This window comes from Chryseolinea sp. H1M3-3, from assembly GCF_029360725.1.
In the GTDB taxonomy this organism is placed as follows: Bacteria; Bacteroidota; Bacteroidia; order Cytophagales; family Cyclobacteriaceae; genus Chryseolinea.
Window position 1 is genome coordinate 248,467 of the sequence record NZ_JARKMY010000002.1, and the last position, 13,534, is coordinate 262,000.

At 41.9% G+C, this 13,534-nt stretch carries 13 protein-coding genes; 12 read left to right on the forward strand and 1 reads right to left on the reverse strand.

Annotation, left to right across the window (positions count from 1 at the left end; translation table 11 throughout):
• Positions 1–173: 173 nt before the first annotated feature.
• Complete coding sequence (gene rocF, locus P2W71_RS08480) at positions 174–1,136, forward strand: arginase (RefSeq protein ID WP_276369604.1); 963 nt, start codon at positions 174–176, stop codon at positions 1,134–1,136.
• Positions 1,137–1,197: 61 nt separating this feature from the next.
• Here rocF and P2W71_RS08485 read toward each other — a convergent pair whose 3' ends face one another.
• Positions 1,198–1,848 (reverse strand): hypothetical protein, encoded by a 651-nt coding sequence (locus P2W71_RS08485; RefSeq protein ID WP_276369607.1) that lies wholly within the window; start codon positions 1,846–1,848, stop codon positions 1,198–1,200.
• Positions 1,849–1,953: 105 nt separating this feature from the next.
• Between P2W71_RS08485 and P2W71_RS08490 the strand changes: the two genes are divergently transcribed.
• The 11 genes from P2W71_RS08490 to hemL all read left to right on the forward strand — a co-directional run bounded on the left by P2W71_RS08490 (position 1,954) and on the right by hemL (position 13,516).
• On the forward strand, positions 1,954–2,931 hold the full coding sequence (locus tag P2W71_RS08490; protein ID WP_276369610.1) for a deoxyhypusine synthase family protein: 978 nt from the start codon (positions 1,954–1,956) through the stop codon (positions 2,929–2,931).
• Positions 2,932–3,065: 134 nt separating this feature from the next.
• A complete protein-coding gene (gene argS, locus P2W71_RS08495; RefSeq protein WP_276371724.1) occupies positions 3,066–4,853 on the forward strand; it encodes an arginine--tRNA ligase in 1,788 nt (595 codons plus the stop codon).
• 94 nt (positions 4,854–4,947) lie between these two features.
• Positions 4,948–5,445 (forward strand): glutathione peroxidase, encoded by a 498-nt coding sequence (locus P2W71_RS08500; protein ID WP_276369613.1) that lies wholly within the window; start codon positions 4,948–4,950, stop codon positions 5,443–5,445.
• 79 nt (positions 5,446–5,524) lie between these two features.
• Positions 5,525–5,986 (forward strand): glutathione peroxidase, encoded by a 462-nt coding sequence (locus tag P2W71_RS08505; protein ID WP_276369616.1) that lies wholly within the window; start codon positions 5,525–5,527, stop codon positions 5,984–5,986.
• Between the two features lie 96 nt (positions 5,987–6,082).
• Complete coding sequence (locus tag P2W71_RS08510) at positions 6,083–6,457, forward strand: 3-oxoacyl-ACP synthase (RefSeq protein WP_276369619.1); 375 nt, start codon at positions 6,083–6,085, stop codon at positions 6,455–6,457.
• A 106-nt stretch (positions 6,458–6,563) separates the two neighbouring features.
• A complete protein-coding gene (locus P2W71_RS08515; RefSeq protein WP_276369622.1) occupies positions 6,564–7,469 on the forward strand; it encodes a 1,4-dihydroxy-2-naphthoate polyprenyltransferase in 906 nt (301 codons plus the stop codon).
• Positions 7,470–7,559: 90 nt separating this feature from the next.
• Entirely contained in the window at positions 7,560–8,186 is a 627-nt protein-coding gene (locus tag P2W71_RS08520; protein WP_276369625.1) for a DUF4136 domain-containing protein, read from the forward strand.
• Complete coding sequence (locus P2W71_RS08525) at positions 8,176–8,793, forward strand: outer membrane beta-barrel protein (protein WP_276369627.1); 618 nt, start codon at positions 8,176–8,178, stop codon at positions 8,791–8,793. Before P2W71_RS08520 ends, P2W71_RS08525 begins: the two co-directional genes overlap by 11 nt.
• 80 nt (positions 8,794–8,873) lie before the next feature.
• Positions 8,874–10,400, forward strand: a complete 1,527-nt coding sequence (gene guaA / locus P2W71_RS08530; RefSeq protein ID WP_276369630.1) for a glutamine-hydrolyzing GMP synthase — start codon at positions 8,874–8,876, stop codon at positions 10,398–10,400.
• Positions 10,401–10,462: 62 nt separating this feature from the next.
• Positions 10,463–12,181, forward strand: a complete 1,719-nt coding sequence (locus P2W71_RS08535) for an ABC transporter substrate-binding protein (RefSeq protein WP_276369633.1) — start codon at positions 10,463–10,465, stop codon at positions 12,179–12,181.
• A 36-nt stretch (positions 12,182–12,217) separates the two neighbouring features.
• Entirely contained in the window at positions 12,218–13,516 is a 1,299-nt protein-coding gene (gene hemL, locus P2W71_RS08540; RefSeq protein WP_276369635.1) for a glutamate-1-semialdehyde 2,1-aminomutase, read from the forward strand.
• Positions 13,517–13,534: the final 18 nt, after the last annotated feature.

Consider the following 13,534-nt stretch of genomic DNA (forward strand, 5'->3'; position numbering starts at 1 on the left):
GATAAATTTGCCATCTTTGCAATACACACGTAGAACGCATGGTTAATCGTTTTTCCACCCTTTCATTTGTCCCGAAATTTATCGGTACGAAGGCATTGCCCGACCTCTAAGGGCTGTGGGAAAAGCTGTGTTTCATTTTTAACCATTTATTCAAAAAACTAATTTTATTCTTTGTGAAAGAGTTGAAGATAATAGAAGTGAAGTCAGAGATTGGAGCTGGTACACGCGGCGCTAGTCTTGGCGTTGAAGCAATAAAAATTGCCAGCCTGGATTTAAATTCCGACTTTTTTAAGCAATACGAGTCGGTAGAAGTCGAAAATGTTAATGAATTGCTCTTTGATGGTGCAAAACATTCTTATGCCAAGTTTATTGACGGTGTCATGATAATGGAAGAGCGCGTTTGCCTCGAAGTTTATGAGACCATTTGGGAAGAAAATTTTCCACTGATCATAGCAGGTGATCATTGTACCGCCTACGGAACTATCGCCGGTATAAAAAAAGCCGACCCTAAAGTGCGATTAGGCGTGATATGGATTGACGCGCACGCCGATATCCATACCCCTTTTACTACACCATCCGGCAACATGCATGGCATGGCGCTTTCGATGGCATGCGGCATCGACAATCTGGAGTGCAAGGTGAATGATCCCCGCGGCGAAACTTTGGAATATTGGGAGCAAATAAAAAATGTCGGTATTCCCGGACCTAAAGTATATCCCGAAGACATCGTATATATAGGGGTACGCGATCTGGAGAAGCCAGAAAATTACCTGATCAATAAATACAACATCAACTTTATTGAAACCGAGGATATCAAAAAACTCGGGGCCGCAAAAATTGCAGAGAAAGCATTGCAAATGCTGGATCACTGTGACCAGATTTATGTTTCCTTTGATGTGGATACGCTTGACTCACGCATATCAACCGGTACTGGTACACCCGTTCCCAACGGATTGACCGTAGAGGAAGCAAAAATATTAAATGCTGAGCTGGCCAAGAATACAAAAGTTTGTGCCTGGGAAATCGTAGAGGTCAATCCTACCTTGGATACCGAAAACAGAATGGCGGAAAGCGCTTTTGAGATTCTTGAGGCGACTGCAAAATCAATTGTGAACAGGCCAGTTTTGGCGGAATAGTTTTTGGATGCTACCAATATGTAGCAGCATAGGCTAAGAGTTAAAAAGCATTTACGAGGGATTATTTTGCGCTGGCCTCAGGCTGCAGCAGGGAAACGTATTCTTCAATGGTGGTCATGATATTGCTGCGTATAATGGGATCCGTTAACCATTTCGGTATCCCTATGGGCTTCGACAAAATACGATAAGTGGCTTTTGTTTTTCCAGGGCTGATTTGTTCCCATTTCCAGCTTCCAGAAAGCTCCATTCGAGTAACACCTTTGCGGACTGGTGCAAGCGTTTTATTTTCCCGCGATTCAAACGCCAGGAACACAGATTTTCCGGGAATCACTTCTACTATGGTATACTTCAATAGATGATCCTGATCGCTCACAGGCCATGGGATATCATGATACGAGTACTCTAACCACGTCATGGTATCCGATTGCGGGTAAACTTTAAACTCACTCACGTGTTTCTGCCATAACTGGATTTTGCTTTGATCTTGTATAAGATTAAGTCCGGCGAACATGGTGTTGTAAAAGTAAAATTCACCTTTCACTTCCCTGGCTTCGATGGGCGGATCTGAATTTGGGAAGGTGATCCAGCGCTCATAGATCGCCGTGGTGCCGTCCTTTTTTACCAATATGAAGCCATCATTATCCTGACCATGTGAAAAGATAATTCCCAATAGTTGAAGACCTAATAGCAAGCTTAATTTAATTCCGCTCATGCGTTCTTTTTTTCTCTCAATTCCAGTCTATAAAAATACAACATAAACATCCGCCTTTTTAGTTAATTTCGCCCGAAATACAACATTCAACCAATTACGAGGACCATGAGTCAAAACGGACCAATTTCTAGCTTTATTGAAAAGCATTATTTACACTTCAATGCGGCCGCATTGGTAGACGCAGCTAAATCGTATAAAAAGCACATCGCTGATGGCAAAAAAATGATGGTTACGCTAGCAGGTGCAATGAGTACCGGTGAGCTGGGAATTAGCTTTGCTGAAATGATTCGTCAGAACAAAGTACAAATCATTTCATGTACTGGTGCGAACCTCGAAGAAGATATCATGAACCTGGTGGCTCATTCACATTATAAACGCATTCCCAATTACAGGGACCTAACACCTGAACAAGAATGGGATTTGCTTAAAAATCATTTGAACCGTGTAACGGATACCTGCATTCCTGAAGAGGAAGCATTTCGAAAATTGCAGAAACATCTTTTCAATGTTTGGAAAACTGCTGAGGATAAGGGTGAACGTCTTTTCCCGCATGAATTTATGTTCAGACTTCTCAACAGCGGCGATCTAAAGCAGTACTATGAAATTGACCCAAAAAACTCGTGGATGATTGCGGCCGCGGAAAAGAATATGCCAATGGTTGTTCCCGGATGGGAAGACTCTACCATGGGAAATATCTTTGCTTCTTATGTATTCACCGGTGAATTGAAGGCGTCAACCATGAAGAGCGGTATCGAATACATGACATGGTTAGCAGACTGGTACATAAAAAATTCAGGCAAGGACGGCATTGGATTCTTTCAGATAGGTGGAGGCATTGCCGGAGATTTTCCTATTTGTGTCGTGCCCATGTTGCACCAGGATTTGGAAAAAGACAATGTTCCTTTTTGGAGTTACTTCTGTCAAATAAGCGATTCGACTACGAGCTACGGCTCTTATTCGGGAGCAGTGCCTAATGAAAAAATCACGTGGGGGAAATTAAGCATCGAAACGCCAAAGTTCATTATTGAAAGTGACGCGACGATCGTTGCACCATTGGTATTTGCTTACGTGCTGGGGTGGTAGTTAGTTAGCGTGTTTTTGAGGGCACTTGTGCACTACTTCAATCTTACAACAACATATTTATGGTAGACGAATCGTTGGTGAGACATTTAACAGCGATACGTTCATCAACGATTAAAATTGATTTACAAGAATACATGAATCTTGATTTAGTTCTCCGTGCCAAAGTTGAAGAGGCTGTTTCATCTTTATTTCATCAGCAGACAGATAATCTTCAACTTCAGCCGACCAACCAGGAGTTCGAAGGTTCTCATACCGTGGTCTGTTTTCCATTGACAAAGCTTTCGAAAAAAAGCCCTGAAGAAACAGCAAGGATACTCGGAGAGTATCTCCAGCAACATGCTGGCATTGTAAGTAAATATAATGTGGTAAAAGGTTTTCTTAACCTCGTGGTTGAAGACAAAGCATGGGTCGATGTTTTTAAATCCATTTATGGAAACAAAAACTACGGACATCTTCCTGCTAATGGATTGGAGATTATGGTAGAATATTCTTCACCTAATACCAACAAACCCTTACACTTGGGTCACCTCCGAAATAACTTTCTGGGTTACAGCGTTGCTGAAATTTTCAAGGCAAATGGTTATAAAGTCCATAAAGTTCAAATCATCAACGACCGGGGTATTCACATCTGTAAGTCCATGGCAGCATGGAAACTTTTCGGAAACGGAGAAACACCCGAAACCAGTGGAATTAAGGGCGATCATCTGGTGGGTAAATACTATGTCGCTTTTGATAGAGCATATAAAGAACAAATCGCTGACTTGACCGACAAGGGCATTAGTCAGGAGGAGGCCGAAAAGCAAGCGCCGATCATGCAAATGGCTGTTGATATGTTGAGAAAATGGGAGCAGCATGACCCCGAAACCACACAACTTTGGAAGACAATGAATAGTTGGGTGTATAGTGGGTTTAACGCTACCTATAAGCGCATGGGTGTGGATTTTGAAAAGTTGTACTATGAATCGGATACCTATCTTTTAGGAAAGGAAGAAGTCCTGAGAGGCGTAGAACGTGGCGTATTTTTTAAGAAACCGGACGGATCAGTATGGGTTGATTTGACTTCCGATGGGCTGGATCAGAAGGTTTTGCTCAGGGCTGACGGCACTTCTGTTTATATGACACAGGACATCGGTACGGCTATACTACGATTTAGGGATTTTCCAAAAATCACCGGTCAGATTTACACGGTTGGCAATGAACAAGAATATCACTTTAAGGTTTTGTTCCTGATCCTTAGCAAACTTGGTTACGACTGGGCAAAAAAATGTTATCATTTGTCGTATGGTATGGTGGACCTTCCCAGCGGAAAAATGAAATCGCGGGAGGGTACAGTGGTAGATGCCGACGATCTTATGAACGAGATGGTTGAAGAGGCAGAGAAACAAACACGGGAGTTGGGAAAGCTGGAAGGCGTTTCGGAAACTGATGCTGTAAAATTGTTTGACATGATTGGCCTGGGCGCCTTAAAATTTTTTTTGCTTAAAGTAGACCCTAAAAAGCGTATGTTGTTCGATCCAAACGAATCGATCCAGCTACAAGGATTCACCGGACCGTTTATTCAATATACGCATGCCAGAATCAGGGCCATCATAAGGAAGGCGGAAAGCATTGATATTTCAGTGAATGTTGCGGATCTGCAATTACTTACTTCCCTTGAATCGGCAGAACGGGATGTATTGAAGGTATTGAGCCTGTTTGAGAACAAAATTCGTGACGCCGCAAAGGAGTATTCTCCGTCTGTTATTGCGAACTATGCTTTTGATTTGGCAAAGCAGTACAACCAATTTTACCAGAGCATTCCTATTTTCAATGAAGAGGATACATCAAAACTAAAATTCCGGATCGCTTTATCCGAAGCCGTTGCAGGCACTTTAAAGCGGGCAATGTTGTTGCTGGGTATAACGGTTCCGGAGAAGATGTAGCATTTGGAATTGTAGTTGACAAACGATTCATTACAGTAAGCGATAAGCAAAACGCATCTTGCATCATATGTAAACATTAAACAATAAGAATAAAATGAAATTTCTACTAGCCCTACTAATCTTCATCTCACCCATGACAACCATTTATGATTTTAAAATGAATTCGCTTGAAGGTGAATTGATTGATTTTGCGAACTACAAAGGAAAGACTTTACTGATTGTCAACGTGGCGTCTAAGTGCGGTTTTACACCCCAGTATGCTGACCTGCAACAAATGCAGGATCAATACGGTGGCAAGGTTGTTATCCTCGGATTTCCGGCTAACAATTTCGGAGGGCAGGAACCGGGATCAAGCCTTCAGATTGCCGAGTTTTGTCAAAAGAACTACGGTGTTACTTTTCAGATGTTTGAAAAAATTTCTGTTAAGGGAAGTGATCAGCATCCGTTATATCAATTCCTGAAAGAAAAAACCGGCCAGGAGCCCAGCTGGAATTTCTGTAAGTATCTCGTTAAACCCGACGGTACGATCAAATTTTATCCATCCAAAGTAAAACCCATGGATAAAGAAATTCTTGATGAAATTGGTGTTTAAGTATTGACGCAATCACCGCATGGGTCTGGTCGCATTTTTATACAACAAATTATCACGATCGGGCAAAACGCAGGCCCCGGTGGGAAACCTTTATGATTTGCAGATGAAAGATATCGAAGGCAACACGGTTGACTTTAATATCTTCAAGGGAAAAAAACTTTTAGTTGTCAATACAGCGTCTAAATGTGGTTACACGCCCCAATATTCCGAATTAGAGAAACTTCATGAGGAATATGGCAATAGGATAACGGTCCTCGGGTTTCCTGCTAATAATTTTTTATGGCAGGAACCCGGGTCGGATCAGGAGATCGCGGCTTTTTGTCAGAAAAATTATGGTGTAACATTTAAGATGTTCTGTAAGGTTTCCGTTAAAGGAAAAGACCAGCATCCGCTATATCAGTGGCTTCAAGGAAAAACCGGCAAAACCCCGAGTTGGAATTTTTGCAAATATCTGGTGAACGAAGATGGAAACGAAGTCAAATTTTATTCTTCCGATATGCACCCCCTTGACCCGCAAATTCTGAGTGAAATTTCAAAATAGATCATCAGAAAATTGGATTTAAGTTCTTTAAAACAAAACCTGTTCAATTACTGCGTGCAATATGTTGAGTCGCGGATTTCTACAGCTAAACAAGCTATGGATGATGCACAACATGCGGCAAACGAAGAAGGTAAAAGCAGTGCTGGTGATAAGTACGAAACAGGCCGCGCTATGGCGCAAATTGAACGGGATAAAGCTGCGCAACAATTAAATGAAGCAACTAAACTGAAAGGCATATTGGATCACCTTTCGTTGGATGCGCAACACGAAAAAATTGGATTAGGTAGTTTAGTAATTACGAATAAAAATAAGATTTTTCTTTGCATCGGAATTGGCAAAGTAATGTTGAATGAAAACGAGTTTCTGGTAGTGGCGCCTGGTGCTCCTTTAGGCCAAGCATTAATGGGACTAAAATTAAACGACAAGCTCGTCTTTAATAAGGAAAAGATCACCATCGTCAAAATTTTATAATTATTCGAATGTTTATATTCGTGTTTTAGGGTCTTCTCAAATCATAAGCTGAGCATTCCAGTATGAAACTTCCACACTCCGAACCCCGCACTTCAACACTTCTAGTATGAATGTAAAAGTCTGGCTTCAAGCATTTCGTCTTCGTACTTTACCACTAGCCCTCTCGTGCATTGCGATGGGTGGTTTTCTCGCAGCTTCAGCTAATGCCTTTCGGTGGGATATTTTTTTACTTTGTATTTCAACCACAATCCTCTTACAAATTCTTTCAAACTTGGCAAACGACTACGGCGATTCCGTGCATGGCGCCGATAGCCATGATCGAAAAGGTCCGAAGCGCGCTGTACAAAGCGGCGCTATTTCAGCACAGCAAATGAAGGCAGCAGTAATTGTTTTTGTTCTGCTTTGTCTTGCCAGTGGTGTCACATTGCTTATTGTTTCATTCGGACTGGATTGGAAAGCAATTCTGTTTTTTCTTGGTCTCGGGCTGCTGAGTATCATCGCTGCGATCGCCTACACCGTTGGGAAAAAACCTTATGGATATGCGGGACTTGGAGATTTCTCTGTGCTTATTTTTTTTGGACTTGTGGGTGTAATGGGATCTTATTATCTCTTCACGAAGGAAATTTCAGGATACCAATTGTTACCTGCTTTAAGCTGTGGATTTTTTTCAATCGGGGTATTAAACGTAAACAACATTCGTGATATTGAATCGGATCGCAATGCCGGAAAATTTTCTATCCCAGTCAGGATTGGACGCACAAACGCAATTAGGTACCATTGGTTTTTAATTTGTGCAGGAATATTATCAGCTATTGTCTTCACGTTTTTGACCTCGCAAGCCATCTGGCAGTGGTTATTTCTTTTAAGCACGCCGCTATTTATTATCAATGGTGTTGCAGTCAGTACAAAACCATCGGCACAACTTGATCCGTATCTTAAGCAAATGGCTCTAGCTACGTTAATATTTGTGCTTCTTTTTGGAGCCGGCTTAATTTTATCGGAAAAGCTTTAAACCTAAATGCGCTTTCCTGTGTCTTATGAATGGGAAATTGTTTGACAATTTTCTGGAAAGTCAATTCGTTTATCCTGTATAGCTAAAATTATGAAGAGATTATTTTTTGTGTTGGTAATTGTGGTGACCCTGGTCGGCTGCCAAAGTGAACCTGATAGTCTGAAATTGTTTGATGAGTTGGTAGTATCCACCAATTATGATACAAAAGCAGTCTTCGGTGCCTATACTACCTATGCGATTCCGACAGATACAATCGGTTTCGTTTCGAATACAAATCCAAATGATACCATATTGGTCTCGCGTGCTGATAATGATTATTATCCTCGCCGAGTTTTGGAACGTGTAATGTCAAACATGAACGACCGCGAATACACCCGCGTTGGACGAAATGAAAATCCTGACTTGGGTGTGAATGTTTATGTGGTGAAGGATTTTAACCTTTTCCAGCAAGTGGTTTATCCTAATTACTATTACCCATATTATTATGGATATGGATCCTATTATTCGTACCCATATGTGAATACCTACGCCTACAACACGGGAGCCTTGGTTGTGGAAATCGTGGATTTGAAAAATGTTACCCCCGACAATAAAGTAAAGGTGATCTGGAATGCTTATATGGGCGATGTATACAGTACGATAGATTTAATTGATCAGTCTACGAAGGCAATTGATCAGGCATTTATTCAATCTAACTACCTCGTTCATGAAAACTAAATATATCCTTAGTATAGCTTTCATGCTTTTGATTGTAAGAGCAGAGGCGCAAGAAAATTTTTTTTATATAAACTGGAACGGAAACATTCCATTATCCAGTAAAGAATACATTGATAATGCCAGTGGGCGTGGTGCCAAGATCGGCTATCGCTTCTTTTTTGGTCGCGATAGAAGATTTTCAGCCGGCGTGGACTTTAACTGGGCTCAGTATGATCAATACAAGCCAAAGGAAACGTTTGAAACCGAAAGTGGTGCCATTACTACCGATTACTTCAACTATATCTATCAATATGGTTTGACCGCCAGCAGCCAGTATTATTTTCCGCTAGGTGAAAAGGACCGGTTTTTCCCGTACGTGGGATTAGGTCTTGGCGTGAACCGTAACGAATACAATGTATATTATAATATTTACACCGATAGCGACAAGGCATTTGGGTTTCTTGCACGCCCGGAAGCGGGAATTTTGGTGAGAATTGGAGAGCGCAGAAGAATGGGTGTTATGGCCGCTGTGCATTATGATTACTCAACCAACAAAAGTGATGAACTCGACTACAAAAATTTTTCCACAGTAGGCTTCCAACTGGGTATTATGATGCTGCAATGGTAGCCTAACTTCCTCATTGTTAGGTAACAGAATTTTTTATTGGACAGGTGTTCATGCCTGCCCGCTTCTGTTATCTTTGCGGGATGTTACAACAGATACTCATCTTAGATTTTGGTTCTCAGTATACTCAATTGATCGCCCGTCGGGTTCGGGAGTTGAATGTTTATTGTGAAATTCATCCGTTTAACAAAGTGCCTGCTATTACACCCAATATTAAGGGGGTAATTTTATCTGGAAGTCCTTGTTCGGTTCGTGATAACGGAGCTCCCACAGTTGACCTTAAACCTTTTGAGAAGGTGCCGGTTCTGGGTGTTTGTTACGGAGCCCAGCTTATTGCCCAGCAACATGGTGGAGATGTGTTACCATCCCATTCCCGTGAATATGGCAGAGCGAGACTTACCACGGTCGATCATCATAACGAACTGTTAAAAGAGATTTCGTTGGATACACAGGTGTGGATGTCGCATGCAGATACCATTGCGAAAGTCCCAGACGAGTTTGAGATAATTGCCAGCACCCCGTCAGTTGCGATTGCGGCTTTCAAAGTAAAGCATAAACCTATTTATGGAATTCAATTTCATCCTGAAGTAACGCATACAACAGAAGGGAAAAACCTGCTGCGGAATTTTGTACTGCACATTTGTGAATGTTCACAGGATTGGACGCCTGATCAATTTATAGAAAGTACCATAGCGGGTTTGAAAAGAACACTTGGAAACGATCAGGTGGTGATGGCGCTATCCGGCGGAGTCGATTCAACAGTGGCAGCAACATTGATACACCGCGCCATCGGGAAGAATTTGCATTGCATCTTTGTAGATAATGGGTTGTTACGGAAAAATGAGTTTCAGCAGGTGCTTGATTCATATCAACACATGGGGCTAAATATCAAGGGAGTAGAATCAAAAGAGAAATTTTATAGCGCACTAAAAGATTTAACTGATCCCGAGGCAAAACGCAAGGCAATAGGCAAAACTTTTATTGATGTTTTTGATGAAGAAGCCCACAGGATCCAGGATGTAAAATGGCTGGGTCAAGGAACCATTTATCCCGACGTTATTGAATCTGTTTCTGTTAAGGGTCCCTCTCAAACAATAAAATCTCACCATAATGTCGGTGGACTTCCGGCTAAAATGAAGATGAAAGTCGTGGAGCCCCTCAACACACTTTTCAAAGATGAAGTCCGTGTTATTGGAAAATCGTTAGGGATCGATCCATTGATTCTCGGTAGGCATCCGTTTCCCGGGCCGGGTTTGGGTATCCGAATCCTGGGCGATATAACGCCTGATAAAGTGCGCATCCTGCAGGAGGTTGATAACATTTTTATATCGGGATTGAAAGAACATGGGTTATACGACAAAGTCTGGCAGGCTGGAGCCATGTTGTTGCCAGTTCAATCTGTCGGAGTAATGGGAGATGAGAGAACGTACGAGCGTGTCGTCAATCTCAGGGCAGTTACTAGCACGGATGGAATGACAGCCGACTGGGCCCATCTACCGTATGATTTTCTGGCCACCGTTTCCAGCGACATCATTAATAAAGTGAAAGGTGTTAACCGGGTAGTATATGATATCAGCAGCAAACCACCCGCGACCATAGAATGGGAATAACTTTTGCGTGTAGTAGCATGTTTTGTAATCACAACTTATAAATCCCTAACTTGACTTCAAGTATGGTTAGAAAAATAGTTTTCGTTTGCAGTCTGTTGGCGTTCACAATGCAATCAACGTTCGGACAGATTGATTATAACAAACAATATTTCAACGGCAAGACGTTATTCCGTGAAGGCAAGTACAATCTTGCCATGGAGACATTTAAGCCTTTGATGCCATACGACGCAAAGAACAATTTTTCGGCGTATGCCTCTTTTTACTATGCCTTGGCTGCTTACAATCAGGGATTCAAGGCTGTTGCAAAGAATGCCCTGAACCAGCTTAAGATCACACATCCAACCTGGAATAAAATGGATGAAGCAAACTTTTGGATTGGAAAAATTCACTTTGACGACCGCGACTATTTCCAAGGACTAAAAGTATTTTCAACGATCAAAGATCCGAAAATGCAGCCTGATCTTGAAGCAATCAAGAAAACTGCCCTCAGCTCCATCGCAGACGTTGAAACTTTGAAAATGATGCATGAAGAATATCCAAAGGATGTAGTGATAGCCCGGGCGTTGGCCACTTTGTTAGCAAAAGATCAATCCAATCCTGATGACAAGACTTTTCTTCAGGGACTCATTGCAAAATTTAATTTGAAGAAAAGCGATTTTATTGCCGAAGCGCCTGCGTCATATTTTAAAGATGTATACGCCGTTTCCGTAATGCTTCCTTTCATGGTAAATACGTTGGATCCCTCACCGGCACCCAAGCGGAATCAAAGTGTCTTGGATCTGTATGAAGGCATGAAGCTCGCCGTAGATACATTGGACAAACAAGGAATAAAGTTAAGTCTAAGAGCTTACGACACAGAATGGAAGGCCGAGAAAATAAAAACTATACTAAACACCGAAGAAATAAGAAATACAGATTTGATTATTGGCCCATTTTTCCAGGATGAAGCCAAACCTATTTATGAATTTTCGTTGGCCAATGGAATAAATACATTTAACCCCGTCCACAATAACAGTGAACTTTTGGGAGCCAATCCTTTTGCTTTCTTGTATCAGCCCACTATTGAAACTCTTGGAAAAAAATCCGGAGAGTTCTTAGCGGCGTATGCAAAGAAAAAGAATTGCATGGTCTTTTATGGTACTTCTAAAAGGGATTCTCTGCTCGCGGCGAATTTTATTCAAACGGCGCATCAGAATGGATTAAAAATTATGGCAGCTCATAAAGTTCCGAAGGATGGGTCGAAGATGATATTTGACATTTTAACCACGCCAACGGAGTTCGATGAATTCAGATACCCTAAGCAATTTACTTTGAACAAGGATAGTCTTGGAAGCATATTCGTTGCTTCCGACGATGCTTTGATTTATGCAAAGGTGGTCAGTAGCATAGAAACACGCCGGGACCAAATTGTTGTTTTGGGATCTGAAAGGTGGGTTGATCAATCCGCCATTGACCTTGAAAAATTTCAAACACTTCCTATTGTTTTAACTGCTCCTAATTTTATTATTCCTCGAAGGCCAGCCACTGTTGCCTTTAATAAAAAGTTTATGAGAACGCATGGTCGCGTTCCTTCCGACTATGCTGCTATGGGGTATGAATTGGTATTGATCTTGGGGAATCAGCTGAAAAAGAATGGCGTTTATTTTCAGGAGGCTTTATTGAAAGCGCCTGTTCCCGGCTTTCTTTCTGAAGGTGTCAACTATCAGCAAGGCCGAAGTAATGCGCTCGTACCCTTTGTCAAATTCTCAGAAGGGAAAATGGCCGTTATTGAAAAACGGTAAATATTTTTTTATCGTCAATACGAAAATTCAACATTCATGGATCTTTCAAAAAGTAAATCCTTATTTGATAGGGCAAAACAATTTATTCCTGGCGGTGTGAACTCTCCTGTTCGCGCGTTTCGCGCGGTAGGGGGTAACCCTGTGTTTATACGCAGAGCGAAAGGTGCTTATCTCTATGATGAGGACGGAAATGAATATGTTGATCTAATTAACTCATGGGGCCCCATGATTTTGGGCCATGCACACCCTATCATTGAAGAAGCGATAAAAGAAGCCCTTGTTAATTCTCCGTCATTTGGAGCACCTACATTTCGTGAAGTGGAAATGGCAGAATTGATTTGTTCGATTCTTCCTTCAGTTGAGAAGGTGCGTATGGTAAATTCCGGAACGGAAGCAACAATGTCTGCCATCAGGGTGGCACGGGGATTTACAGGTAAAGATAAATTTATCAAGATTGAAGGATGTTATCACGGGCATGGAGATTCTTTTTTGATTGCGGCAGGCAGCGGTGCGCTCACATTTGGTTCACCGGATAGCCCAGGCGTTACGAGTGGCACAGCTAAGGATACACTCATTGCTCCTTTCAATAATTTGCAGGCTATCGAAGAAATTATTGCACGTAATGAAAATGAAATTGCAGCGATCATCCTTGAACCGGTGGTTGGCAATATGGGTACTGTAATACCGCAGTCTGGCTATCTGCATGGACTCCGCAAGCTTTGTGATCGACACAGCATCATACTGATCTTTGATGAAGTAATGACAGGCTTTCGGTTGTCGCTGGGCGGAGCACAGGAATTGTATGGAGTGAAACCGGATATGACCACGCTGGGAAAAATTATTGGTGGGGGATTGCCTGTCGGTGCATATGGTGGACGAAAAGAAATCATGGAGTCAATCTCACCTGTGGGTCCTATCTATCAGGCTGGAACACTCTCGGGCAACCCTTTGGCTATGGCGGCCGGGCTTGCTATGCTGACATATTTGAAACAAAATCCCGACGTATACCAACAGTTGAATTCGCAGACAACGAAACTAGTGACCGGAATTAAGCAGCAGTATGAAGAGCAAGGATTTAACTACACGATCAACCAGGTCGGGTCAATGTTTACTTTGTTTTTTACCGATCAGCCGGTCTTTGACTTTGAGTCAGCTAAAACTGCCGACACAACACGTTTTGCTAGCTATTTTCAAGGAATGCTTCATGAAGGTATTTACCTGGCGCCCTCGCAATTTGAGGCAATGTTTATCTCAACCGCCATTAATGATTCTATAATAGACCGGATTTTACAGGCAAGTAAGAAGGTTTTGAAAAATGTCATAGTATCTGTTTAAGACTGCATTTGGGCCTAT

What these genes read in the sequence shown, in the direction of transcription:
- P2W71_RS08485 (WP_276369607.1), bottom strand. Translation starts at nt 1,848, where the DNA reads ATGAGCGGAATTAAATTAAGCTTGCTATTAGGTCTTCAACTATTGGGA.
- P2W71_RS08490 (WP_276369610.1), top strand. Translation starts at nt 1,954, where the DNA reads ATGAGTCAAAACGGACCAATTTCTAGCTTTATTGAAAAGCATTATTTA.
- argS (WP_276371724.1), top strand. Translation starts at nt 3,066, where the DNA reads ATGAATCTTGATTTAGTTCTCCGTGCCAAAGTTGAAGAGGCTGTTTCA.
- P2W71_RS08500 (WP_276369613.1), top strand. Translation starts at nt 4,948, where the DNA reads ATGAAATTTCTACTAGCCCTACTAATCTTCATCTCACCCATGACAACC.
- P2W71_RS08510 (WP_276369619.1), top strand. Translation starts at nt 6,083, where the DNA reads ATGGATGATGCACAACATGCGGCAAACGAAGAAGGTAAAAGCAGTGCT.
- P2W71_RS08515 (WP_276369622.1), top strand. Translation starts at nt 6,564, where the DNA reads ATGAATGTAAAAGTCTGGCTTCAAGCATTTCGTCTTCGTACTTTACCA.
- P2W71_RS08520 (WP_276369625.1), top strand. Translation starts at nt 7,560, where the DNA reads ATGAAGAGATTATTTTTTGTGTTGGTAATTGTGGTGACCCTGGTCGGC.
- P2W71_RS08525 (WP_276369627.1), top strand. Translation starts at nt 8,176, where the DNA reads ATGAAAACTAAATATATCCTTAGTATAGCTTTCATGCTTTTGATTGTA.
- guaA (WP_276369630.1), top strand. Translation starts at nt 8,874, where the DNA reads ATGTTACAACAGATACTCATCTTAGATTTTGGTTCTCAGTATACTCAA.
- P2W71_RS08535 (WP_276369633.1), top strand. Translation starts at nt 10,463, where the DNA reads ATGGTTAGAAAAATAGTTTTCGTTTGCAGTCTGTTGGCGTTCACAATG.
- hemL (WP_276369635.1), top strand. Translation starts at nt 12,218, where the DNA reads ATGGATCTTTCAAAAAGTAAATCCTTATTTGATAGGGCAAAACAATTT.